General features: G+C 45.4%; 23 protein-coding genes. 14 read left to right on the top strand and 9 right to left on the bottom strand.

The annotated features are described in order from the left end of the window. Position 1: 1 nt before the first annotated feature. The gene (locus TW81_RS08280) at positions 2-1,060 is read right to left on the bottom strand and encodes an HlyD family secretion protein (RefSeq protein WP_045955241.1); all 1,059 of its coding nucleotides are present in this window, start codon (positions 1,058-1,060) and stop codon (positions 2-4) included. Positions 1,061-1,181: 121 nt separating this feature from the next. Here TW81_RS08280 and TW81_RS08285 point away from each other — a divergent pair, with 121 nt between their 5' ends. Continuing rightward, entirely contained in the window at positions 1,182-2,087 is a 906-nt protein-coding gene (locus TW81_RS08285) for a LysR family transcriptional regulator (RefSeq protein WP_045955242.1), read from the top strand. On the opposite strand, the gene yfbR is transcribed toward TW81_RS08285, so the two are convergent. Both yfbR and TW81_RS08295 read right to left on the bottom strand, forming a co-directional pair. Continuing rightward, positions 2,084-2,683 carry a 5'-deoxynucleotidase gene (gene yfbR / locus TW81_RS08290; RefSeq protein ID WP_045955243.1) on the bottom strand — a complete coding sequence of 200 codons (600 nt, stop codon included), beginning with the start codon at positions 2,681-2,683 and terminating at the stop codon, positions 2,084-2,086. The genes TW81_RS08285 and yfbR overlap by 4 nt on opposite strands. A 77-nt stretch (positions 2,684-2,760) precedes the next feature. After that, entirely contained in the window at positions 2,761-3,975 is a 1,215-nt protein-coding gene (locus TW81_RS08295; protein ID WP_045955244.1) for a pyridoxal phosphate-dependent aminotransferase, read from the bottom strand. 220 nt (positions 3,976-4,195) lie between these two features. On the opposite strand from TW81_RS08295, the gene TW81_RS08300 reads away from it, so the two are divergent. The 7 genes from TW81_RS08300 (at position 4,196) to TW81_RS19420 (ending at position 11,686) form a co-directional block, all read left to right on the top strand. Continuing rightward, positions 4,196-5,503 (top strand): isochorismate synthase, encoded by a 1,308-nt coding sequence (locus tag TW81_RS08300; RefSeq protein WP_045955245.1) that lies wholly within the window; start codon positions 4,196-4,198, stop codon positions 5,501-5,503. Between the two features lie 20 nt (positions 5,504-5,523). Continuing rightward, positions 5,524-7,233: a 2-succinyl-5-enolpyruvyl-6-hydroxy-3-cyclohexene-1-carboxylic-acid synthase gene (gene menD / locus TW81_RS08305; protein WP_045955290.1), complete on the top strand. Its 1,710-nt coding sequence runs from the start codon at positions 5,524-5,526 to the stop codon at positions 7,231-7,233. Beyond that, on the top strand, positions 7,223-7,999 hold the full coding sequence (gene menH / locus TW81_RS08310; RefSeq protein ID WP_045955246.1) for a 2-succinyl-6-hydroxy-2,4-cyclohexadiene-1-carboxylate synthase: 777 nt from the start codon (positions 7,223-7,225) through the stop codon (positions 7,997-7,999). Before menD ends, menH begins: the two co-directional genes overlap by 11 nt. A gap of 41 nt (positions 8,000-8,040) precedes the next feature. After that, the gene (gene menB / locus TW81_RS08315; RefSeq protein WP_045955247.1) at positions 8,041-8,907 is read left to right on the top strand and encodes a 1,4-dihydroxy-2-naphthoyl-CoA synthase; all 867 of its coding nucleotides are present in this window, start codon (positions 8,041-8,043) and stop codon (positions 8,905-8,907) included. Positions 8,908-9,062: 155 nt separating this feature from the next. Beyond that, a complete protein-coding gene (gene menC, locus TW81_RS08320; RefSeq protein ID WP_045955248.1) occupies positions 9,063-10,052 on the top strand; it encodes an o-succinylbenzoate synthase in 990 nt (329 codons plus the stop codon). Next, entirely contained in the window at positions 10,049-11,422 is a 1,374-nt protein-coding gene (gene menE, locus TW81_RS08325; protein WP_045955249.1) for an o-succinylbenzoate--CoA ligase, read from the top strand. Before menC ends, menE begins: the two co-directional genes overlap by 4 nt. 93 nt (positions 11,423-11,515) lie before the next feature. After that, the gene (locus TW81_RS19420; protein WP_204243993.1) at positions 11,516-11,686 is read left to right on the top strand and encodes a hypothetical protein; all 171 of its coding nucleotides are present in this window, start codon (positions 11,516-11,518) and stop codon (positions 11,684-11,686) included. Here the strand turns inward: TW81_RS19420 and TW81_RS08330 are convergent. The 3 genes from TW81_RS08330 to TW81_RS08340 all read right to left on the bottom strand — a co-directional run bounded on the left by TW81_RS08330 (position 11,683) and on the right by TW81_RS08340 (position 15,202). Continuing rightward, the gene (locus TW81_RS08330; protein ID WP_045955250.1) at positions 11,683-12,606 is read right to left on the bottom strand and encodes a YeiH family protein; all 924 of its coding nucleotides are present in this window, start codon (positions 12,604-12,606) and stop codon (positions 11,683-11,685) included. The two genes, TW81_RS19420 and TW81_RS08330, sit on opposite strands and share 4 nt — an antisense overlap. 127 nt (positions 12,607-12,733) lie before the next feature. Next, positions 12,734-14,605, bottom strand: coding sequence for an MFS transporter (locus tag TW81_RS08335; RefSeq protein ID WP_045955251.1), 1,872 nt, complete (start codon positions 14,603-14,605; stop codon positions 12,734-12,736). A 6-nt stretch (positions 14,606-14,611) separates the two neighbouring features. After that, on the bottom strand, positions 14,612-15,202 hold the full coding sequence (locus tag TW81_RS08340; protein WP_045955252.1) for a TetR/AcrR family transcriptional regulator: 591 nt from the start codon (positions 15,200-15,202) through the stop codon (positions 14,612-14,614). 194 nt (positions 15,203-15,396) lie between these two features. Here TW81_RS08340 and TW81_RS08345 point away from each other — a divergent pair, with 194 nt between their 5' ends. Both TW81_RS08345 and TW81_RS08350 read left to right on the top strand, forming a co-directional pair. After that, positions 15,397-16,278 carry a Tim44 domain-containing protein gene (locus TW81_RS08345; protein ID WP_045955253.1) on the top strand — a complete coding sequence of 294 codons (882 nt, stop codon included), beginning with the start codon at positions 15,397-15,399 and terminating at the stop codon, positions 16,276-16,278. Between the two features lie 110 nt (positions 16,279-16,388). Further along, positions 16,389-16,709, top strand: coding sequence for a DUF1244 domain-containing protein (locus TW81_RS08350; protein ID WP_045955254.1), 321 nt, complete (start codon positions 16,389-16,391; stop codon positions 16,707-16,709). A gap of 65 nt (positions 16,710-16,774) precedes the next feature. On the opposite strand, the gene TW81_RS08355 is transcribed toward TW81_RS08350, so the two are convergent. After that, positions 16,775-17,842, bottom strand: a complete 1,068-nt coding sequence (locus TW81_RS08355) for a PLP-dependent cysteine synthase family protein (protein ID WP_045955255.1) — start codon at positions 17,840-17,842, stop codon at positions 16,775-16,777. A gap of 126 nt (positions 17,843-17,968) precedes the next feature. On the opposite strand from TW81_RS08355, the gene TW81_RS08360 reads away from it, so the two are divergent. Beyond that, on the top strand, positions 17,969-18,436 hold the full coding sequence (locus TW81_RS08360; protein WP_045955256.1) for an Lrp/AsnC family transcriptional regulator: 468 nt from the start codon (positions 17,969-17,971) through the stop codon (positions 18,434-18,436). A 19-nt stretch (positions 18,437-18,455) separates the two neighbouring features. Here the strand turns inward: TW81_RS08360 and tesB are convergent, their stop codons facing one another. Further along, positions 18,456-19,316, bottom strand: coding sequence for an acyl-CoA thioesterase II (tesB, locus tag TW81_RS08365; RefSeq protein ID WP_045955257.1), 861 nt, complete (start codon positions 19,314-19,316; stop codon positions 18,456-18,458). Positions 19,317-19,507: 191 nt separating this feature from the next. On the opposite strand from tesB, the gene TW81_RS08370 reads away from it, so the two are divergent. After that, positions 19,508-19,933: a YbaY family lipoprotein gene (locus TW81_RS08370; protein WP_045955258.1), complete on the top strand. Its 426-nt coding sequence runs from the start codon at positions 19,508-19,510 to the stop codon at positions 19,931-19,933. Positions 19,934-19,954: 21 nt separating this feature from the next. Here TW81_RS08370 and TW81_RS08375 read toward each other — a convergent pair whose 3' ends face one another. After that, entirely contained in the window at positions 19,955-20,257 is a 303-nt protein-coding gene (locus tag TW81_RS08375) for a DNA base-flipping protein (RefSeq protein ID WP_045955259.1), read from the bottom strand. A gap of 49 nt (positions 20,258-20,306) precedes the next feature. Between TW81_RS08375 and TW81_RS08380 the strand changes: the two genes are divergently transcribed. Both TW81_RS08380 and TW81_RS08385 read left to right on the top strand, forming a co-directional pair. Continuing rightward, the gene (locus TW81_RS08380) at positions 20,307-21,047 is read left to right on the top strand and encodes a VP0952 family biofilm-associated protein (protein WP_045955260.1); all 741 of its coding nucleotides are present in this window, start codon (positions 20,307-20,309) and stop codon (positions 21,045-21,047) included. A gap of 145 nt (positions 21,048-21,192) precedes the next feature. After that, a complete protein-coding gene (locus TW81_RS08385) occupies positions 21,193-23,202 on the top strand; it encodes a GGDEF domain-containing protein (RefSeq protein WP_045955261.1) in 2,010 nt (669 codons plus the stop codon). Positions 23,203-23,259: the final 57 nt, after the last annotated feature.

The raw sequence follows: 23,259 nt of genomic DNA on the forward strand, positions 1-23,259 counted from the left end.
ATCAGCCTCGCGTATCAATCGTGGCGGTAACAGATAGCCCTGGTAACAAACGACCTGTGAGCGATTTCTGATCTGGGATAACAATTTTTACTGGTACGCGCTGGACGATTTTAGTGAAGTTACCGGTTGCATTCTCTGGCGGTAAAAGTGCGAATTTCGCTCCTGTCGCTGGAGAGAAACTGTCAACAACCCCCTCAAGTGGTTGCCCAGGGAAAGCATCAAGTTCTACTTTGACCTTCTGCCCTTTATGAATGCCACTTAATTGCGTCTCTTTAAAGTTGGCTTCAATCCACACGGCTTTGTTTGGCACTAAGCTCATCAATGGCGCACCAGCTTGGACTAAAAGACCGTCGCGGACACTACGCTTACCAATAATGCCGTCTGCAGGCGCGTAAACTTTGGTGTAATCCAAATTCAGTTGGGCTTGCGTTACGCCAGTTTGGGCCTCCGTCACAGACGCACGAGCCTGTTCAATTTCGCTCGCGATGACATTGAGCTGTTCATGGGCTGCGGCTAAGTTTGCTTGTGCTTCATCAAGTTCTGCCAAGGTGACTTTCTGCTGGGCGAGCATGCTATCGACTTCATCTTGAGAGGCGTAGTTACGTTTGAGCAGGCTTCGAGAGCGCGCTACTTGTTGAACCGCGCGATCATATTCGGCTTGGGCTGAATCCACTTGACTCTCTGCTTGGTGTATTTGGCTGCGCTGTAATTTTAGCTGGGCATTTAAGTTGTTCTCACTGGCTTTTGTCACAACAAGATGTGCTTTAGCCTGATCGAGTGCCGCTTGGAAATCGCGATCGTCAATTTGCACCAAAAGGTCGCCTTGTTTTACCGCTTGGTTGTCTGTGATGTAAGAGTGAACGATGTAGCCAGATACTTTGGGGCTGATACTTGTGATGTCACCTTGTAAGTAGGCATTGTCAGTTGACTCGAAATACTGACCGTATGTGAGCCAGTAACTACCGCCAAGCAAGCCGAGTGACAACATGATAGCACTGGCTACCAAAGGGGCTTTTCTACGTTTACGAGGTTTGGTTACGGCATTATGGTTTTCGGCCATTGTTGTTCTCATCTTGGAAATAAGGGTGTAACAAATTGTAAGGAAATTGGATTGGTTGATAAGATAGGAAAAAATGAAAACACTGTTGCAAAAATTGCTCTAATTGAATGAGGGTTATGAGATGGACTTGAATGCGATAAACGTATTCGCACAAGTGGTTGAGTGTGGCAGTTTTACTCATGCCGCCGAGGCGCTGAACATGACTAAGTCAACGGTAAGTCGTAAATTGGCCGAGCTAGAACAGCATCTTGGTGTGAGATTGGTCACGCGCTCAACGCGAAGTTTGTTATTAACACCAGAAGGAGAACGATTTTATCAATCAAGCCAACAGATGTTAGAGCTCATCAATCAGGCGGAGCTGGAAGTGAGCGCTAACCAAGACTTGGTCAAAGGGCCGCTTAACGTGGTTTTTCCCGTTGAGCTGGGTCAGCAGGTGTTAAGCAAATACATACATCAATTTCTATTGGAATATCCCCACGTCAGTTTGAATTTAGAGCTGACCAATCGTGAAGTCGATATTATTGGTGAGGGGATAGATCTCTATGCGCAAATAGGGGAACTGGCCGACTCCAATCTGGTTTCTAGATACTTAATTTCGTCAAAACGAGTCATGGTTGCGAGCCCAGAATATCTAGAAAAATTTGGTCAGGTCAATAGCCACTTAGATCTAAAAGAGCCACACCAACTTGTTGAGGTCTTTAACAAGGGAGCGCGTTTGCCTAAGTGGCAGTTAGGGTTGGAAAAGGACTTTTCTTACCAGATAGATTTACCTTACCAATTACGAGTGAACACAGTCACCTCGTGTCTCAACGCCTGTATCGACGGTCTAGGGATTGCGGTGCTGCCAGAGTTTATTTGTGTAGAGCACTTTACCACTGGCAAGTTAGAGCGCCTTCTCCCTGAGTATACGATGCCTGAGGTGAGCGTTAGCTTAGTCTATGCCGACAGACAACTGATGCCGAAGCGTAAAAAGGCATTCATCGATTACCTACTGGAAGCCTTTCACACTGAGCATTCTCAAGCCTAGCTAATCTCATCAAGTGACAATTCGAAGCTTGGCGCAAAGGTGGTGAGAAAGTATTCCATCTCGGGTGTGTGGCGTTCTTTCAATGTGACATCCAGACGTTTTTTGGCTAACGCATATTCATGGTTACCTGCACTAAGCTCTTCAAGACACTTCAAGTAGGCACAAATGGTATCGGCTTGTTTGACGATCGCGGCGTCTTGTGAGTGTGCCGATTGAGACACTAAAAAAGGGGCAAAGTCATCGCGGAATTCTTCTGGCAGCATCGTCAATAGCTTTTGCTCCGCAGCCGCTTCAATCTTTTTGTACTCTTTTGCTATCTCAGGATTGTAGTATTTAACCGGCGTGGGTAAATCGCCAGTCAGCACTTCACTGGTATCATGGTACATACCTAAGATGGCAATGCGATCCGGATTAAGGTCTCCGCCAAATTTTTTGTTCTTAATCACCGCCAGTGCGTGTGCAACAAAGGCAACCTGTAGGCTATGCTCAGATATGTTTTCCGAAGAGATAGAGCGCATCAAAGGCCAACGCTGGATGAGTTTCATGCGAGCAAGGTGGGCAAAAAAATGGCTTTCCTTTGGATTAGTATTTGGCATGCTGATACTCCTTAGCGTTAAAACAAAAGGGTACTCATAGAGTACCCTTTAAGCATATGAAAAATAGCGTCTAATTACTACTGACTGTAGGTCGATAAGAAACGTTCGAAGCGACCGATTGCCATTTCCAAATCTTCTACGTGTGGTAAGGTCACAATGCGGAAATGGTCCGGCTTCGGCCAGTTAAACCCGGTACCTTGTACCAGCAGGACCTTTTCTTGAATCAAGAAATCAAGCACCATTTTTTGGTCATCTTTAATTTTGTACATCTTGGTATCGATTTTTGGAAACAGATACATGGCTCCCTTGGGTTTAACACATGACACCCCAGGGATTTGATTAATCAATTCAAAGGCGCGGTCACGTTGTTCCAGTAAGCGTCCACCAGGCAGGATCAGTTCGTTGATACTCTGGTAACCACCCAGCGCGGTTTGAATCGCGTGCTGCATGGGTACGTTGGCGCATAGACGCATTGATGACAGCATATCAAGACCATTAATATAGCCTTGCGCTTGATGTTTAGGTCCAGTCAAGAACATCCAACCACCACGGAAACCACACACGCGGTACGCTTTGGAAAGACCATTAAAGGTCACAACTAAGACATCTTCGGTTAAAGTCGCTACCGAGGTATGCGTAGCACCATCGTAAAGTACCTTGTCATAAATCTCGTCAGCAAAGATGATCAGTTTGTGCTGGCGCGCGATTTCGATCACTTCGAGCAAAAAGTCGCGACTGTAGACAGCACCCGTCGGATTGTTTGGGTTAATCAAGACAATCCCGCGAGTTTTCGGCGTGATTTTCTTTTTAATGTCGTCGAGATCTGGGTACCAATCGGCTTCTTCATCGCAAAGGTAGTGAACGGCTTTACCGCCGGAAAGGGCTACTGACGCCGTCCAAAGTGGGTAGTCAGGTGCAGGAACAAGCATTTCATCGCCATTGTTTAGCAGAGCTTGCATTGACATAACGATCAACTCAGAAGCGCCATTGCCGACGTAGACATCTTCAACGTCAAGCGAGCGAATACCTTTACGCTGGTAATGCTGCACCACCGCTTTACGCGCAGAATAAATACCTTTTGAGTCACAGTAACCCTGAGAAGTCGGCAAATTACGGATAACGTCAACCAGAATTTCATCAGGGGCGTCGAAACCAAAAGGGGCGGGGTTACCGATATTAAGTTTCAGTATTTTATGTCCCTCTTCTTCCATGCGTTTAGCATGTTTAAGTACAGGACCCCTAATGTCATAGCAGACATTGTCGAGTTTTGACGACATCCCGATATTTTGCATTAAATAGAACCTAAAAGTAATTGAATTTCTTTATTAAAGTACCTTAAAAATAACTTCTTTAGAATAAAAATCTGAATGATTGTGAACAATTAAACCTTTGTAGCACGTTCGTTATCACAGGAATTTGCAAAATATTGGTTTCAACCTTGATTTGAATAGGGTCTATAAATAGAGTAGCGAGTTAGAATGAAATAATAATCCCCATGCATACGAGGCTGATTTGTCATACTTTCATCAAGCCGTCGCTGAATTGATCGAACGTGTAAAGGAAGCACAAGACGGCGTTCACCGTCTGGTTCAAGTACTTGAAGAAAAACCTGATTTTGCCTTTATAGATTGGTTAGAAGCACAACCGCTATACCCAAAGTTCTACTGGCAATCACGCGATACCCGCGAAGAAGTGGTGGCGCTAGGGCAACTGCATACTTTTGTTGAGCCCGCGCCTGCCTATACCATTCTTGGTGAAGATCAACGCATATGGGGAGGCCGTTCGTTTGATGGACAAACCGATAAGAATCGCCGTTGCATGGCCTCTTTTTTCTTTTTGCCCCAAATTGAATTGATTCGTTTTGACCAGCATTGGTCTTTGGCGGTGAATCTCAATACAGAAAAGCACCGTACGCTGGCAAGCCTGTACAAATTGCAGTACGAAGTGAAAGCCTTGCTGCCCGTCTCCTCACACATCGACACAATCCAGCATACGCCAGAGAAAGCGCAGTGGTCACAGCTAGTTGATAAAGTGCTGAGCGGAATTGACAATCAACAGTTCAAAAAGGTCGTATTAGCGCGCAAAACAGAGGTACATCTTGATCGCCCACTGTGCGCATCGCAATTATTGAAAGCCAGCTATGAGCAAAATCATCACAGTTTTCATTTTCTATTTTCATTAGATAAAAAGCACAGTTTTGTCGGTTCAACACCTGAGCGACTGTATGCGCGCCAAGGGCAAGAACTCTATACCGAGGCACTGGCGGGAACGATTGGACGCGGCAGTAATGCCAGCCATGATATGGAACTGGCAAATTGGCTCTCAAACGATGCTAAAAACCTGAATGAAAACCAGTATGTGGTTGATGACATTATTGATCGACTTACAGATTACTCTGAGCAGATTGAAGTCGAGTCCGAGGCCAGGTTAGTTCGCTTACGCAAAGTCCAGCATCTGAAACGCAGTATTCATGCTCATCTGCACAAAGGTGTTAACGGTGTGCAATTACTTGGTGCCTTGCAACCTACGGCAGCAGTGGCCGGTTTACCTCGTGAAGCTTCTATGGAATTCATTCAGGAAAATGAACCGTTTGTACGCGGTTGGTATGCAGGCTCAATGGGCTTTATCAGTTTGCAGCGCGCCGAATTTTGTGTCGCCATTCGCAGCGCTTTAGTGCTTGAAGACCAGGTGCAGCTTTTTGCTGGTGCGGGAATCGTTCCGGGTTCTGTTGCTGAACATGAATGGCAAGAATTAGATAAGAAGATGGCAACGTTATTGTCTTTAATTTCAGATAATCCGCCGCTTGGAGTGGCGTCATAGTGAGTGATAGTCAAAATACGATGAATCAAGCGGTCATCAATAGAATCTGGTGTCAGACTATTTTCGAAGAGCTGTCGCGTTTTGGTGTAAGTGACGTTTGTATAGCGCCGGGTTCGCGCTCGACACCACTGACATTAGAAGCAGACGCACATCCAAGTCTGGCATTGCATACCCATTTTGATGAGCGTGGTCTGGGGTTTCTTGCGTTAGGTTTAGCCAAAGCCAGTCATAGACCCGTTGCGGTGGTGGTGACGTCAGGCACAGCGGTGGCGAATTTACTACCCGCAATTGCTGAGTCTAAGCTCACCGGAGAGAAACTGGTGATCCTGACAGCCGATAGGCCATTAGAGCTGGTCGGTTGCGGCGCCAATCAAGCCATTAATCAAGTGGGCATCTTTTCATCACATGTTAGCCAAACGCTGGAGTTGCCGAGCCCGTCGTTAACCACACCATTAAAATGGCTGTTGACTTCGATTGATCAAGTCATGTTCGGACAAGCGCAGTCGGGAAGTGCCATTCATATCAATTGCCCGTTCCCTGAACCGTTGTATAGCACGCAAGACAAAGCCATCTATCAAGATTATCTCGATAGCGTTGCGCGCTGGTGGGGCAGCAATTCTACTTATACGCATCAGCTTGTTAGCGCAGTAACGCCACAGATAAATCTCCACAACTTTGCAGACAAACAAGGTGTGATTATTCTCGGTAGTGTTACGTTAGGCGAGGCAATGCTAGCTAAGCAAGTCGCTGAGCAATTAGGCTGGCCAATACTTTGCGATCCGCAGTCTGGTGTGAGCTCAGCGTGGGCGCACTATGATATGTGGTTACAAAAATCAGCTAATTCAGCCTTACTAAATCAATGCCAATTGGTGCTGCAAATTGGTTCGCGAATTGTCTCTAAACAATTGAATCAGTGGCTGATTGAACAGATAGAACAACGCGGTAGTGAGTACCATTATCTATCACCGAACTCGGCGAGAAATAACCAAGCGCATTTGATGCAAACCCATCATGTGACCGATATCGGGTCTTGGTTGCAAGCATTCTCAAACCAATTATCACCACTGACCAAGACTCAGTTTGGTTGGGCAGACAAACTGATGGAGCTCTCCCATCAAGTTGCCTGTTTGGCAGGGTTACATCTCAATACCGATACTTTGCTCGATGAAATGGATCTTGCGCTCACTCTTAATACTCACCCAAAGAAAACGCAGCTTTTTCTCGGCAACAGTCTGTTTGTGCGCCTAGTAGATATGTTTAGCCGACTAAAGGGCTACGAGGTATTTAGCAATCGTGGTGCATCAGGGATCGATGGCTTAATTGCCACTGCCGCTGGTGTTGTGCGCGCGAATAAAACGCCTACGGTTATCTACATTGGGGATACATCGCTGCTTTATGATATTAACTCACTGGCTTTGCTTTCTAACCAAGTTACCCCGACGGTGGTGGTGGTGACGAACAATGATGGTGGTGCTATTTTTGATTTGCTACCCGTACCAGAGCAGCAGAAGCAAGCCCTGTATCAAATGCCACATGGCTACCAATTTGAGTTCGCCGCCAAACAGTTCAAGTTGGATTATTGCAAACCGGAGACGTTGGGCGATTACTCTCAGCGCGTGAATGCTCATCTTGAATCCGGTAAAGGCACGCTAATTGTTGAAGTACAGACGCCACCTCAGCAAGCCACAACGCAAATCAAAGAATTTGTGCGACAAGTCCATGCTTTATAGTCTGCGCCATTTACACCACGATCAAACTCAGCCAGTCATCGTATTTCTACATGGCTTGCTAGGCTCAAGCGACGATTGGAAACAGGCTCAGTCTTATCTTTCTGACTACTCTGGCATCTTGATTGATTTACCAGGTCATGGATTGAGCGCCTTAGAGTCTTGCACTGATATCAGACACTGCTGCAATCAAATATCTGACACGATTCTTACCCATGTGGCACCTCATCAGCCTATCGTATTGCTTGGTTATTCTCTGGGTGGTCGTATGGCTATGTCTGGCGTCGCGAACGGTTACTTTTCGTCGCTGAACATTCAGTTATTGATTATCGAAGGCGGTAACTTTGGTCTCAAACAGGCGAGTGACAAGCAGTGCAGGCTTGAGAATGATCGCCAGTGGGCCGATCGTTTTCGTCACGAGTCGATTGCACAGGTTTTGAACGACTGGTATCAGCAAGCGGTATTTAGTTCGCTAAATCATGAGCAAAGACAAAAACTGATCGCTAAACGCAGTGCTAATCTTGGCCCAGCGATAGCGAATATGCTCGAAGCCACTTCGCTGGCGAAACAAGATTATATCCTTGATGCTCTCAAACAATCGGGCGTCAAAACGCATTATATCTGTGGCGAAAAAGACAATAAGTTTAGTCAGTTGGCCAAACGAAGCGGTTTGTCTTTTAGCCAGGTTGCAGGGGCTGGGCATAATGTTCATCTTGAACAGCCACAAGCTTTTGCAAGTATTGTTAAAACTCAACTGAACTCGCTGTAATTAGCGCGCTGAGTTGATAGCTAAACCAATTAGGAATCACCATGGCAAAAACAGTCGGTATCTCAGAAGAAGAACTATATGCTCCAGTAAACTGGAATGACTGCAGCGGTGAATATGAAGATATTCAGTACCATAAATCACAAGATGGCATTGCGAAAATCACCATTGCCCGCCCTCAAGTACACAACGCCTTTCGCCCTAAAACAGTCAAAGAGATGATTAACGCGCTAGCTGATGCGCGCTACGATGAAGGGGTAGGTGTAATTATTCTTACCGGCTTAGGGGAAAAGGCATTCTGCTCTGGTGGTGACCAAAAAATCCGTGGTGACTATGGCGGCTATCAGGATGACTCTGGTACTCATCATTTGAATGTGCTTGATTTCCAGCGCCAAATTCGCACATGTCCTAAGCCAGTCATTGCTGCTGTCTCAGGATGGGCAGTTGGTGGTGGTCATGTACTACATATGATGTGTGACTTAACCATCGCGGCGGAAAATGCTCAGTTTGGTCAAACAGGCCCTAAAGTCGGTTCGTTTGATGGTGGTTGGGGCGCCTCCTATATGGCGCGAATTGTCGGTCAGAAAAAAGCGCGTGAGATTTGGTTCTTATGCCGTTTCTATGATGCACAAGAAGCGTTAGATATGGGGCTTGTTAACACAGTAGTACCAGTAGAAGATCTAGAAAAAGAGACCGTGCGTTGGTGCCGTGAAACGCTGCAGCATAGCCCAATGGCACTGCGCTGCTTGAAAGCGGCGCTAAATGCTGATTGTGACGGTCAAGCGGGACTTCAAGAGCTAGCTGGTAATGCCACGATGATGTTCTACATGACAGAAGAAGGTCAGGAAGGACGTAACGCCTTTAATGAGAAGCGTCGTCCTGACTTTAATAAGTTTCCACGCAATCCTTGATTTGTTGTTTATATCGTCGCATCAACCTCAATGATCAAGTTGAAGATAAGATACTCATGTCAGTGTCTTGCTTTGGTTGTTGAGGTTATTGCGTATAAATGGGTGGGATACCCAATTCAAGCTACATTTATATCAACAAAGAAAGGGATATTGCTATGAGATCAGCCAAACTGTATCGCTATGAGTTGCCGATGGACAGTGGCGTGATACTGCGTGAACAAAGGCTTACGCAAAGGGAAGGCTTTGTCGTTGAGATCAATCTTGATGGCGAAATCGGACGTGGAGAGATTGCGCCTTTACCGGGATTTAGTATCGAGAGCATGGATGAGGTTTATTCTCAACTGGTCGAGCAACTCGATTTGTGGCAACACGGAAAAGCATTTGAGCTAAATGACCTCTATCCGTCGGTGGCATTTGGCCTTTCGATGGCTGAATTGGAATTGAATAAGCAGTTACCTGCTGAGGGATGCTTTCAAGCTGCACCGCTCTGCTCGGGTGACCCCGATGAATTATTACCCAAGCTCAACGCGATGAAGGGTGAAAAAGTGGCCAAGATTAAAGTTGGTCTCTATGAACCGATTCGTGATGGCATGCTGGTAAGCCTATTTTTGGAGTCGATTCCAGATTTAACCCTGCGCTTAGATGCCAATCGGGCTTGGAGCGCTGAAAAAGCGCAGCAGTTCGCGAATAAAGTTGCCCCTTCATTGCGTGGTCGTATTTCATTTATTGAAGAGCCTTGTCAGTCTCCAGGAGACAGCTTCTCTTTTGCTATTAATACTGGGATTGCTATCGCTTGGGATGAGACGCTTCAGCATGCTATTCGCAAAGATGACTTCAACCTGCGAGATTTAAATGGCGCCAAAGCGATTGTGGTTAAACCGACCCTAATAGGCTCCGTTGAGCGCTGCATTGAGCTGATTGAAAAAGCCAAATCGTTGGGCATAAAAGCGGTGATTAGCTCTAGCATTGAGTCGAGCTTAGGTTTGACGCAACTTGCGAGGTTAGCTCACTGGCTCTTGCCGCAAGAGGTACCAGGACTAGATACAGTTGGATTGTTTGCTCAGCAGCTAGAAGCTCCGTGGCCGGGGTGCGAATTGCCAATTGCGCCTCTAGTAGACCAACAACTGATCTGGCAGTCTCAATGAGTGGCTTATCTATTTTACGTCAATGGGCTCAGTCGAGCCCATCTTTCTATGCACTGCATACCCCAACAAATAGCTATACATGGTCACAACTCGAACAGCTTGTGGGTCGAGTCGCGCACTCGCTTGCCGAGCAAGGTATTCGCAACGGCAGTCTATTGACTTGCGTGGGCAAAAACAGCCCCGAGAAAGTACTTATTTTCCTTGCTTGTAGAGAGCTTGGCGCTATCTGTGCAATCACTATGCCGCAGACAGAAGTCGAGTTTAAACAAAAGCTGACGACGTTATATTCCCACCCAAACGAGGCTAAAGTTTGGCTCTCTGATGGCACAGAACATCTTAGTCACTACCAAAATATTGACTTCAATCTGTCTGACTCTACCTTTAAACCCGAATTGGGTTGTTATCAGCACGACGCGCTAGCAACGATAGTCTTTACCTCGGGATCTACCGGAAAACCAAAAGCGGTTGCTCATACCTCACGGCAACATTTCGCATCGGCAGAAGGTTTACTGGAGCGATTTCAATTCAAGCCAGGTGATACTTGGCTACTGAGTTTGCCGCTTTACCATGTGTCTGGGCTGGCGATACTGTTTCGTTGGCTGTTTAGCGGAGCCACTCTCAAGGTAGGACTGGGGGACTTGGCTGATGATATTCAAGGGGTAACACACGCCTCCTTAGTTGCGACCCAGCTTAAGCGGCTCGTTGATGGCCAGGTGAATCTATCTTTGACGCATGTGTTGTTAGGTGGCAGTCATGTGGCCTTAGAGCTCAGCCAGCAAGCTGAGGCGTTAGGTATAGAAACTTGGCTTGGCTACGGAATGACGGAAGCCGCATCCACGGTAACAGCCAAACGCATCGACGGACAATACAGCGCCGGAGAATTGTTGCCTAAACGCGAACTTCGTCTCGAAGGGCAGAGTATTTATATTGCTGGTGAGACACTTGCTGCGGGTTATTTTGAGCAAGGAAAATTGCTACCACTTACAGAGCAAGGCTGGTTCGAAACGAAAGATCTGGGTGAGATGGTTGGGCGCGAACTTAAAATTCTCGGCCGGTCAGATAATCTATTTATCTCCGGGGGAGAAAACATCCATTGTGAAGAAATTGAACAGGTGCTCAATGCCATGCCCTTTATCGAACAGTCAATCGTGGTGCCGATTGAAGACAGTGAATTTGGTTATCGTCCAGTCGCTGTGTTGGTTTGCGATGGAGCGATTGATGAGCAGAAAATTGCTCAGGGGTTAACTCACATCCTAACTAAAATGAAATGGCCGATTGCCTATTATTCTATGCCGCCAGAGCTACTCCAAGGAGGTATAAAGGTATCGAGGCAAAAAGTGAAAAAGTGGTTAGAGAGCCAACTTAGTTAAATTAGCAATTTCATAGTCCAAATATGAATTTAGTTTTCTTATAACCCTAACTCATAATATCTCAAGATATTCATCTCTTAGGGTATAAGAATAATGAGAGTGGTACTCGTTGTCGCGGTGATTGTGCAGATTATCGTTGCAATTCAAAGCGAAGGCTTGGTTAGGTCACTAGCTGAACTGTCGGCATTTTTGTTGGTACTTGCCATTGTGTTTCAATTCAAAAGCAGCAAAACAAGCAATCCAGATAAAATCAAAGACCTTTAGGCCAATGTTAACCAGGCTAAAGAAGTAGTCGACACCAGTAACCACAATGTTATGCCAAACATTAGTGGTTTAGGCCCCGCGGATTTCAACTTGTCGACCGAAATCCCACATCCAATCAAGAATAAGCACACCACTAAGGCGCGTTTAGCAAGGTCGAAAATACCTTGATAGAGAGCGCTAAATTGCGGCAAAAAGTCACTGGTCGCGATCGCTGCACAGTAAAACAAGATGAAGTAAGGAACGGTAATTTTTTTCGACTCATTGCGAAATAACACCGCGCTAAAAAGCGCCACTGGGATGATCCATAGTGCACGCGCCAGCTTAAGCGTGGTGGCTGTGGTTAACGCTTGTTCGCCATAAGCAGATGCCGCGCCAACAACAGAAGAAGTGTCATGAATAGCAATGGCCGCCCAAGTGCCAAACGTGTGCTGATCGAGATTGAGCGCGTGTCCGATAACAGGAAAAACGAACAACGCGACAGAGTTGAGCACAAAGACGGTTGCCAGTGCGAGGCCAATTTGCTCATCGTTGGCCTTAATTGCTGGTGAGACTGCGGCGATAGCACTGCCGCCACAGATAGCGGTGCCAGAAGAAATCAAATACCCTGTTTCTCTGTTTAAGCCGATTGCTTTTGCAACCCACCAACCAATGACTAGCGTACCCAAAATGGTGGCGATGATTAAACCTAACCCATCGGCGGTTACCGCCAACGCTTGTTCAAATTGAATCCCAAAACCCAATCCGACAATAGAATAAGCTAAAAGTTTTTTTGTGACCTTAGCGAGATTAAATTCATTCGGGACGAGTCCAAGTGAGGCCAACAAAAATCCAATGACTAAGGCTGTTGGTGAATTAATCAAAGGCGTTAAGCAGATGGCCAGCGCTAGCCAAAAGGAGAGTTGCTTGTTTATACGATTCATTTAATCAGGATATGGACTGAGCTAAGTATTGATAGACGAGTCATTGTAACTAAGTTGACACGATAAATAGAGCTGAATGAATTGAACAAGCGTTAAGGAAAATTTAACGCTTGTTCAATTGGGATAATTACCGCCAGTCACCTCTTAATTCTGCGACCTTGTCGTGCATGACTGTAGTCGAGGCATGATTCGGGGCAACGGGCTCTCCTGCTTCAATCTCAATTTTGGACCAAAAGCGAGTAGGTAACCCTCTACATGCCGTGCCCTTATAACGGCTAAAGTAACTGCCCCATAACCCTTTTAACGCAATCGGGATCACCGGGACGGAGCTACGTTTTAAGATAATATCCATACCACGCATAAACTGATTGATTTCCCCATCCGCAGTAAGATGACCTTCAGGGAAAATACAAACAATATGCCCTTGCGCCAATGCCTGTTCGACTTGATTGAATGCGCTAACAATCGAGCGGCGATTGGTGGCCGAGATAGGGATGACTCCCGCCCTTTGTAAGAAGCGTCGAAGTGGCGGAAGGTTGGCATAATCTTCTTCCATAACAAAACGAATCAGTCTTGGACACACAGCGCTCAGCAACAGGGCATCCATGTAACTAACATGATTACACACCAACAAGGCGCCGCCCTTCTCAGGTAGGTGATGTAAATTTTTGTGTTTGACACGATACATGGTATGGGTAACGACCCAGGTTAAAAATCGCACTACGAAGATGGGAACTTGCATAAACAGGTAACCCGTCACAAGTAGATTCAACACAGCCAGCAGTAAGAACAACTGCAGAATCGACATGCCGATGACAGAGAGGCAGACAATCCCGAGTACAGCACTCCCGACCATGAACAGCGAGTTGTAGATGTTGAGTGCAGCAATGACTTGGGCACGCTCGGTCACTTTTGCTCTTTGCTGCATTAAGGCATAGAGCGGCACGATGAAGATGCCCCCAGAGCTGCCAAGCAATAGCAGAGAGATAAACACTGGCCAGAGTGGCTTATGGATCAGAAACTCTGAAAAGCTGACGAATTCAGGCAACTGTTCAGGAACTGAAGTTGCCATTAAGATACCAAAAACAGTGATGCCTAAGCTGCCTATCGGAACAATACCGACTTCGATACGATGGTTAGATAGCTTATCGCATGCCAGTGAACCCAGTGCGATCCCAACCGAAAATAACGCCAGTAAGAACGAAACGGCACTTTCGCTGCCATTTAAATGGAGATGGGTAAAATTAGGAAACTGCGTCAAATACGCTGAGCCTAAAAACCAAAACCAGCTAATTGCCATCAAGGAGCGGAAAATGGTTTTGTCTGCTTTAGCGATGGCGATAGTTTGCTTGGTTTGCTGGATTGGACGCCACTTGAATTTAAGGTCTGGGGCGCTAGCTGGGGCTTCTGGTATTGAGCGACTGGAGAGGTAACCAAGTATGGCAAATACAATGACGCAGAGCGCAGCAACATATTTAGCGTTCTCAGCAGAAGCGATCACGCCAGCGCCAAGTGTCCCGAGTAAAATAGCGAGGAACGTACCAGTCTCCACCAAAGCATTGCCAGGAACTAACTCTTCTTGCTTGAGGTGTTGGGGTAGTAATGCGTATTTTACCGGCCCAAAGAATGCCGACTGTGTTCCCATAAGAAATAACAGCAGCAGTAGAATCGCATAGCTTTCGGTAATAAAACCGATGGCACCGAGGCACATGATGCCAATCTCAGCCAGTTTTACTTTACGAATAAACCATGATTTTTCGTACTTATCGGCAAGGACACCAGCTGAGGCCGAGAACAGGAAAAAAGGAAGGATGAACAGCCCCGCCGCTAAGTTAATAAACAGGTTACTTGAAATAGGTAGTACGCCAGCGCCAGCAAAAGCAACAAACAGTAACAACACATTCTTAAATATATTGTCGTTAAATGCGCCGAAAAACTGGGTAACAAAGTAGGGTAAAAAGCGTCGTTGTCCTAAAAGAGAGGTTTGGTTGTTCGCCATTAATATCTACCAGTTGCTTAAGTAGTTAGAGAGTAGATTCTCTATCAGGACTTTTCCATCAATAGGCTCGGCGGTAAAAAATTTGTCGTCAACACTAAGTAGAGTTATGCCGTGCACGCCCGCCCATAGCACACGACTAGCAGTGAGAACTTCAGCCTTACTGCGCTGCGGTGCCAAAACCTGAAGAAGTTGTTCGAGCATTGCTGTCATTGAATCAATTCGCTCTTCTTGCCATTTGGGTAATTTGTCGCCATTCATATTGTGCTCGAAGATCAATTGCCAGCGATAAGGGTGACGCTGAGCAAAATCATGGTAACAATACGCCAATTCATAGAGAGACGATTTGGCATCTTTACTTTGTGCAACCACAGATTTTGCTTCACCGGACAGTTCGTCGAGAGTTTGTGCGATGGCGTGGAGTAACAGCAGATTATAGCTACCAAAAACATTAACCAACGTACTAGGGACATAGCCGATCATGGACGCTATTTTACGTAAGCTCAGGTCATGGTAACTGTTGCTCGCTAAAAACTCTTTTACGGTACTGAGTGTGATCGCAATTAGCTGTTCGCGTGTGTGGTCGTTTCTTCGGGCCATGTTGGGTTAATTCAAAATGAACAATGTTCAATATTCTAATTAGCCTCTACCTCTATCGTCAACCAAAGCCGGGGCAATTTGCAATATTCTGATACATGTATTCACGACGTTTTGGTTGATTATAGAGCCGCTACGGTTAGTATAGTTTGATAACAATAAGTTTATAATCTTGATTGGAACCTCAAAGGAACAATATGAAACGACTCTTTTCCCTTGTTGCTTTGCTGATGGTCTCTGTAGCGATTACGCCAATTGCCGAAGCTAAAAAGTTTGGTGGTGGTAAATCGTTCGGCAAAAGCTTTAAAACAGCGCCTGCACCAAAACAGCAACAACAAAACACCAACACTATTGGTAAAGACCAAACGAGCAAAACACAGAGCTCAAGCAAGAAAGGCCTAATGGGCGGATTGCTTGGCGGCTTACTGGCTGGTGGTTTATTAGCGGCTTTCTTCGGTGGCGCATTTGAAGGCATCCAATTTATGGATATCCTGATCATGGGCTTGATTGCATTTGTTATCTTTAAATTGATGCGCGGCATGCTTGGGGCGAAGCAAGGTAGTATGAATCAGAATCGCCAACAGCCAGCTTTTGGTGGTTCAGCTCCTAAGTTTGAACAGCCCAATGTTCATAACTTTGAGCAACCACAAGGTAATGGTGCACAAGCGGGCGGTTTTGGTTTTGGTGCGCAGACAGACGTTCCTCATAACTATCCACCGGGTTTTGACCAAGCGGCTTTTGTTAACGGTTCTCGTGAGCATTACCGTATTCTGCAAGGGGCTTGGAACCACAATCAGTTGGAGACGATCGAAGAATACGTGTCACCAAGTTTGTACCAAGATTTAAAAGCGGAACGCGACAAACTTTCAGGTGAACAGCATACTGACGTTATGTATGTAGATGCTGAGATTGTACGTGCCGATTACGACGCATCAAAAGCTCAATTGAGCCTGCAATTTAGTGGGCGTTACCGCGACGCTGTTGAAGGTATTGAAGAAGACATTACGGATATCTGGCACTTAGAACGCGACCTTACTGCGCCAAATGCGCCTTGGTTGATTGTCGGTATTCAAGCATAAATTTTGTAGTCAAAAACGATTCAACGCCTGAGCTTTGCTCGGGCGTTTTTGTATTGAGTGTTGAACTGTTACACTCCCATGACAAAAACAACGATGAGAAGGTAAGTAAAGTGGCTGAATTTAAATATAAAAACCTAACCCAAGCCGAGCAGGACAAATTGGATGCAGCGGTATTTCGCCGTTTGTTGACACATCTTGATGACAACAAAGATGTACAAAATATTGATTTAATGATCTTGGCGGGCTTTTGCCGCAACTGCTTTAGTAAATGGTACAACGCAGAAGCACAAGCACAGGGCTTGGAGTTAGATATTGATGATGCTCGTGAGCGTGTATACGGTATGACCTACGATGAGTGGAAGCAAAACCACCAACCGAAAGCAACGCCGGAACAATTGGCCGCTTTTGAAGCTCGCCAAAATAAAAAATAGCTCCTCTTTATGCATTAAGCCGCCACTGCGGGCGTGGCGGCTTAGTTTTATTTATTGGTCTTAAACTAATTGATTTGACCTGTCGCTTCGAATTCTTCAAGTTTGGCGGCGAATGGCTGTAAGTCACCGATGTTTTCGCTCACCCACTGCGCATTGTAATAGGTGTCTAAGTAGCGATCGCCACTGTCACAGAGTAAGGTGACTATTGAACCTTTTTCGCCGCGCGCTTTCATTTCACTGGCCAATTGCAGTACACCATAAAGATTGGTGCCAGTAGAGGCTCCGACTTTACGGCCAAGAATTTTTTCTAGCCAATGAGCGGTCGCGACGGATGCCGCATCTGGTATTGTGCGCATCTCATCGACGACGCCAGGAATAAAACTAGGTTCAACACGTGGGCGTCCAATACCTTCAATTTTGCTTCCGCTATCGATTGTGAGTTGCTTGTTTCCCGTTTTAAAGTATTCATGGAACACTGAGTTTTCTGGGTCAACAACACATAGCTTGGTATCGTGCTTTTGGTAACGAATAAAACGACCTATTGTGGCAGAAGTCCCGCCTGTTCCAGGGCTCATGACTACCCAAGCTGGAATCGGGTGATCTTCCCTCTCCATCTGACTGAAAATAGAGTTAGCAATGTTATTGTTGCCACGCCAGTCTGTAGCACGTTCCGCGTAGGTAAATTGATCCATGTAGTGGCCATTAAGCTCATGGGCTAAGCGCATTGATTCAGCGTAGATCTGATCGGAACGCTCCACTAAATGAGCCTGACCACCATAAAATTCAATCTGCTCAATTTTCTTACGAGCGGTGCACTTTGGCATCACTGCAATGAAGGGTAACCCCAGCAGGCGTGCAAAGTAGGCTTCAGAGACTGCCGTGCTACCTGATGAGGACTCTATGATGGTGGTTTCCGGGCCAACCCAGCCATTACATATGGCGTAAAGGAAAAGTGAGCGTGCTAGACGATGTTTTAGAGAACCTGTCGGGTGCGTACTTTCATCTTTTAGATAAATATCAATGCCAGTGACACTTGGAAGGTCGAGCTTGATTAAGTGGGTATCGGCACTGCGTTGATAATCGGCTTCTATCTTACGTACAGCGCTGTTAATCCATTGATGATCAGTACACATTGAGGTTTTCTCCTTAGAATCGTTATAAGGTTAATTTAACTATTGATAGGGAGAAAAGCTTTGCTATTTTTATTGCAGTTTGGTTAATTTGTAGAAAGTTTTTCTCTAAAAGGTCATGTTGTGGATATGGAGTTTGATAAGATAGATCGAAAATTGCTCAATTTACTGCAAGGTGATGCAACTTTGTCACTCTCGGAGTTGGCAGAAGCAGTCAACCTAACTACGACACCGTGTTGGAAGCGATTGAAGAAACTTGAAGACGCTGGCGTGATTCAAAAGCGCGTGGCATTGCTTAGTCCAGAAAAGTTAGATCTCTCTTTTACCGCGTTTGTAATGATTAAAACCAGTGATCACTCCCATGAATGGTATAGCCAATTTGTCTCAACCGCGAGTGAGTTTCCTGAGGTTATGGAGTTTTACCGGATGGCAGGGGAGTATGATTACATGATGAAAGTGTTGGTTAAAGACATGCCATGTTTTGACCGATTCTATAAAAAGCTGGTTAACTCTGTAGCTGGGATTTCGAACGTGACCTCAACTTTTGCCATGGAGCCGCTTAAGTACACCACGGCTCTTCCTATATGCACAAGCTAGGAAGAGCCGCATTACCGTTTTACTCGGTAAATCGCATCACGCCTTCTTGTACGGCTGAAGCGACCAAATCACCGTTGCGGTTATAAATTTCACCGCGAACTAGACCCCGAGTATTACTTGCGGTTGGGCTCTCGATGACGTATAGCAGCCACTCATCCATCTTGAATGGGCGATGGAACCAGATCGAGTGGTCGATTGTTGCTACTTGGAATTTGGGCGTCATTAATGAGACGCCATGAGGATGCAAAGCCGTGACTAAGAACCCCCAATCAGAAGCGTACCCTAACATGTATTGGTGGATGAGTTGATTGTCGGGCATCTCACCGTTGGCACGAATCCATAGATATTGTTTGGGCTCAACTTTGTCTGGTTTAAGGGGATTAACTACGGTTACAGGACGCATCTCAATTGGCTTTTCACCACAGAACGTTTTCTTTAGCTTCGCTGGTAATAAGTGAGCGATATTTTCGGCAAGTTCAGACTCCGAAGCGAAATTTTCCGGCTCTGGGATATTAGGCATAGTGTTTTGATGCTCAAAGCCAGGCGCTTCACCATGATATGAGGCGGTTAAATAGAATATCGGACGACCGTTCTGAATGGCTTTCACTCGACGCGTAGAAAAGCTGCGCCCATCACGCAGGTTTTCTACGTCATAAATGATTGGCTTTTCTGGATCACCAGGGTAGAGGAAGTAACTGTGAAAAGAGTGTACGGTGCGATCTTCAGCTACGGTATAGCGCGCAGCAGATAAGGCTTGGCCGATTACTTGACCTCCGTAGACCTGTGGTAGACCCAAATTTTCACTTTGACCGCGAAACAGGCCCTCTTCCAGTTTCTCCAATTGAAGTAAGTTCAGTAACTCACTGAGTGGTTTACTCATTTTCTCTACCTTTAATCTCTTTAATTCTTGGCATTTTACTCAGTTTACGGGCAAATAAAACTTTTGTTTGGATCTCATGCCAGTGCAAATTCAATATGGTTAAAGTCTTGTCAATAATCATCGAATTGCAATGACAATTATAATTGAGCGTGCTTATAATTCGGTTAAATATATCGGTTTAAGAGAGTCTTATGAAGAAGGGTGTTGTTTTTTCCGCTTTAGCGCTAATAGGATTACTACTGGTTGGTTGTCAATCTGCACCGCCTACGCACACACAAAATCAAGTGGAAACGATCTCAGGTACATTAGTTTATAGAGAGCGTATCGCTTTACCACCAGACGCAATGGTGACTGTGGTTCTACAAGACGTGTCTTTGGCTGATGCACCAGCAAAAGTGATTGCCAAACATAAATTTGAAACTAACGGTGCTCAAGTTCCTTTGGCATTTGATCTCGCTTACCGAACAGACAAAATAAATCCGCGTCATCGTTATAGTGTGAGTGCGAGAATTGAAATTGGGGGGCAACTGCATTTTATTACGGATACGTCTTACCCAGTCATCACTGACTCAGAAAGTACCGACAAAATTAATTTACGCCTCGTCGGGGTAAATTAATCAATGTTATTCATGGCAGCTTCAGGGCTGCCATCGATAGATCCTTAATTTGATTTTTCCATCATTGGTTACTTCTACCCCTTCGTTAATTAAGGCTTGTCGTTGACGAACCAAACCCTCTCCTTTAAGCGAAATTCGGCCCTGACTATTGATAACGCGAAACCAAGGTAACTTGCTGTCATTAGGTAAATTCCCTAACGCTTTACCCACATGACGGGCATAGCCGGGATAACCTGCTAATTTTGCGATCTCTCCGTAAGTACTGACTTTTCCAGAAGGAATTTGGTGAATTACAGCAAAGATTTGCATTAAAAACTGGTCCATAATGTGTGTGTCCTAGTACAAATTTCCAAGGAATGGATAAGGAGAGGGCATGGTATTTTCTACATTTCAATTCTTAGTGACAACCTTGCTTGCCGTGGTTTGTGCGCGAGCTATCAGCCTGAGTGAAGGCGATATTCCCGTCTTAGCCCTAGTTATTCCCGCGCTGTGGTTTTTTCCGCAAGGAGGCATTGTCGGTCTTGTCTTAATGGCTGCCATGACCAGTTATGGCTTAACCTTGCCGTATCAGCCTATCACACTTTCCGTCAGCTTATGGGTATTGTTCCCACTCTTGATGGTTGCTTTCTCTAAACGCAGTAGTCTTGGGGTTGTTCTAACCAGCTTTTTAATCCTCTCCACGTTAATGGTTGGAATCATGGTGACTCAGGCCGGAGGTAAATTAGCGGGCCAACCCGTAGTGACGCTTGTGCAAACCATTGCGGTCATTGTTATTTGGTGGGCAGCCTCCCATTGGAAACCTTCCAATAAACATAGTTGGTGGGCACTTGGCCTAATTTTACCCTTGTGGATGGCAGATTTTTCATCTGCAGCTCTGGTCGCTTTATGTATCACGGGGATCATGGCCTCGATGGAAAGTTTGTCTAAGTTGAATACGTTCCGCTGGAGTAAGTTACTGTGTTGGACCTTGCCTACCGTTGGCTTTGCTGCTCTTGTGGTGACACCAAGTATCGAGGTGCCTAATCCGGTGTTTGTTGTATGGATATGTTTGCTAGGCACGGCATGGATGACCGACTATATCCTACGCAGTGTCGAAGAGAATCAAGATATATAAGCGCCTTATCACACAGGTTGTTTAGCAAGCTTGGCATATGTAACTGGTTGTGTCAGAATCGCGCGATATTTGCTTATTTAGGTCAACGGATGGCATTGCAAGCAAATAACGGCTTCGATGACGATTAAAAGGATTTACCAGCGGCATGGCGCATTTTTGGCGAACGTCTTTACTGATTATTTGTTTCATTTGTGCACCTAGTGCCATGAGTCGAGACGTTTATAAAGTTGGCATCGAGGCTGACGACTTTGTTTCTCAAATCCTCTTCGACGAAGTGTCACAGCGATTTGACCTCGACATTGAATATGTTTATTACCCAAGCTTTGGTGACATACTCAAAGCGGTCGAATTGGGCGAAATGGATTTTGCTGCCAATGTTACTTATACGCCTGAACGTGAGCGCTTCTTCGACTTCTCCAGCCCAACAAATATTGAATACACCTACTTATATAGCCAAAGTAATGCCACTCTAGAGTCAGCCCAAACTATAGGGATTCCGCACGGAACAATATATGGAGACCTTATCGCCAAAAACTATCCGCATATTACCCAAATTGAATATAGTGGCCATGCTCAAGCGCGTAAATTGCTCGAAAGCCAGTCGGTTGACGGCGTCGTGGATGCGATCAACCAACTAAAGCCGATGCTACTCGCCGGGTTTGATGCTCAGCTACTCAACAACCAGATCTCCATTAAGCCCGTTTCTATTATCGCGCCTAAAAGTACTCATCAAGACTTATTGCAAAATATTGAGTCATACATTCATAGTGCAGAAATTCAAAAACGACTACGCGAATCGGTAAAGCAGTATCAATTCGATCTGCGACAACAAGCGTTACGTCAGTCAGTAATAGATAGCGGTATTAACATCAATCGTGACTATCGTGTCAAATTACATAATGTTGGCCAGTATGCAGAGTATCGCGATAACGGCGAAATACATGGCATTAGTGCTGATGTTGTCCTGCAGGCATGTGACATCTTGCTACTAAAATGCCAGGTAACTAGTGATGCAAACGAAACTTGGGAAAACATGTACCAAGACTTGGTAGAAAAACGAATTGATATCTTGGCACCTATTGTCATATCGGAGCAACGTAAGGCTCTGATTGAGTTCAGCAAACCGTACTATTTTCCCCAAGCTATCATGATAAAACGTGAAGGCTATAAAGACGGTGTTTATAGCAATGTTTCAGAGTTAATTGTCGAAGAAATCGGAGTGATGAAAGAAGATTTCTTTGAGAGTTTGCTTGCGCAGTTGTTACCAAATAAAGCGTTAAAATCGTACCAAAGTACTGACGAACTATATCAGGCTCTGCTTGATGGTGACATCAGTTACATGGCCATAAGCCGAGCTAATTTTAATAAGATGATGCGTGACTCAAGTGATGTTATTCCGTTGGAAGAAGACACGTCGATTGGTCAATTCTACCAGTCTAATATCGCGATTGGGTTTGCTAAAAATAAGCTAGGAGCAACATTAGCCCCTCTGTTTAACAGAGCGATCAAAATAATCGATACCAATACCATCATTGCGCAATACGACTACCAGCCAAATTGGAAGGAAACCTTACAGGCAGAGAAGGTGTTCTCTCGCTATAGCCTAATACTGTTTTTGCTGGTACTGTGCGGCCTGATTTTGGTAGCAATGTATCTGCACAGCCAATCCAACACCGATCCTTTAACTCGAATGAAAAATCGTCGAGCGATGCATCAGAAATACCGCAGTGGTGTCAACGCAGATGCGACTGTGGTCTACTTAGACATTAACCGCTTTAAACGCATCAATGACAGTTACGGCCATGAAATCGGCGATCAGGTTCTTAAATGCGTGGCAAGTCATATTGAACGTGTGTGGAGTGGAAGAGGATATCGCATTGGTGGCGATGAGTTCATATTGATCAGTAAGATTGAACGCTCTCGATTGGCAGAGATATGTACCGAACTCAGAACTATACCGTTTGTTTCAAATGACCATCAACTCACGTTTGATATTTCAATTGCCATTGGTCTTTCATTGCCAAGGCGCTCCTTCATGACCTTACAAGAGGTTCTAAACGAAGCAGATGAAGCCATGTATCAGCATAAACATCGCTCAAAGCACTCCGCAAATGAAGAGATTCATGCTGACAAAAACATCCTTTACTTCAATTAATGGTTACACACTAAGCAGTTGACAGAAAAAGCGAAGATTTCTGGTGTATATGGCTTG

This window comes from Vibrio galatheae, from assembly GCF_000967545.1.
GTDB classification, from domain to species: domain Bacteria; phylum Pseudomonadota; class Gammaproteobacteria; order Enterobacterales; family Vibrionaceae; genus Vibrio; species Vibrio galatheae.

Coding starts and splice junctions, on each gene's coding strand:
- TW81_RS08355 (WP_045955255.1), bottom strand. CDS start 17,842: ATGTGTACTGATCATCAATGGATTAACAGCGCTGTACGTAAGATAGAA.
- TW81_RS08285 (WP_045955242.1), top strand. CDS start 1,182: ATGGACTTGAATGCGATAAACGTATTCGCACAAGTGGTTGAGTGTGGC.
- TW81_RS19420 (WP_204243993.1), top strand. CDS start 11,516: ATGAGAGTGGTACTCGTTGTCGCGGTGATTGTGCAGATTATCGTTGCA.
- TW81_RS08375 (WP_045955259.1), bottom strand. CDS start 20,257: ATGGACCAGTTTTTAATGCAAATCTTTGCTGTAATTCACCAAATTCCT.
- TW81_RS08330 (WP_045955250.1), bottom strand. CDS start 12,606: ATGAATCGTATAAACAAGCAACTCTCCTTTTGGCTAGCGCTGGCCATC.
- TW81_RS08280 (WP_045955241.1), bottom strand. CDS start 1,060: ATGGCCGAAAACCATAATGCCGTAACCAAACCTCGTAAACGTAGAAAA.
- TW81_RS08360 (WP_045955256.1), top strand. CDS start 17,969: ATGGAGTTTGATAAGATAGATCGAAAATTGCTCAATTTACTGCAAGGT.
- menD (WP_045955290.1), top strand. CDS start 5,524: ATGAATCAAGCGGTCATCAATAGAATCTGGTGTCAGACTATTTTCGAA.
- TW81_RS08345 (WP_045955253.1), top strand. CDS start 15,397: ATGAAACGACTCTTTTCCCTTGTTGCTTTGCTGATGGTCTCTGTAGCG.
- yfbR (WP_045955243.1), bottom strand. CDS start 2,683: ATGCCAAATACTAATCCAAAGGAAAGCCATTTTTTTGCCCACCTTGCT.
- menE (WP_045955249.1), top strand. CDS start 10,049: ATGAGTGGCTTATCTATTTTACGTCAATGGGCTCAGTCGAGCCCATCT.
- TW81_RS08380 (WP_045955260.1), top strand. CDS start 20,307: ATGGTATTTTCTACATTTCAATTCTTAGTGACAACCTTGCTTGCCGTG.
- menH (WP_045955246.1), top strand. CDS start 7,223: ATGCTTTATAGTCTGCGCCATTTACACCACGATCAAACTCAGCCAGTC.
- TW81_RS08295 (WP_045955244.1), bottom strand. CDS start 3,975: ATGCAAAATATCGGGATGTCGTCAAAACTCGACAATGTCTGCTATGAC.
- menC (WP_045955248.1), top strand. CDS start 9,063: ATGAGATCAGCCAAACTGTATCGCTATGAGTTGCCGATGGACAGTGGC.
- tesB (WP_045955257.1), bottom strand. CDS start 19,316: ATGAGTAAACCACTCAGTGAGTTACTGAACTTACTTCAATTGGAGAAA.
- menB (WP_045955247.1), top strand. CDS start 8,041: ATGGCAAAAACAGTCGGTATCTCAGAAGAAGAACTATATGCTCCAGTA.
- TW81_RS08370 (WP_045955258.1), top strand. CDS start 19,508: ATGAAGAAGGGTGTTGTTTTTTCCGCTTTAGCGCTAATAGGATTACTA.
- TW81_RS08340 (WP_045955252.1), bottom strand. CDS start 15,202: ATGGCCCGAAGAAACGACCACACACGCGAACAGCTAATTGCGATCACA.
- TW81_RS08335 (WP_045955251.1), bottom strand. CDS start 14,605: ATGGCGAACAACCAAACCTCTCTTTTAGGACAACGACGCTTTTTACCC.
- TW81_RS08385 (WP_045955261.1), top strand. CDS start 21,193: ATGGCGCATTTTTGGCGAACGTCTTTACTGATTATTTGTTTCATTTGT.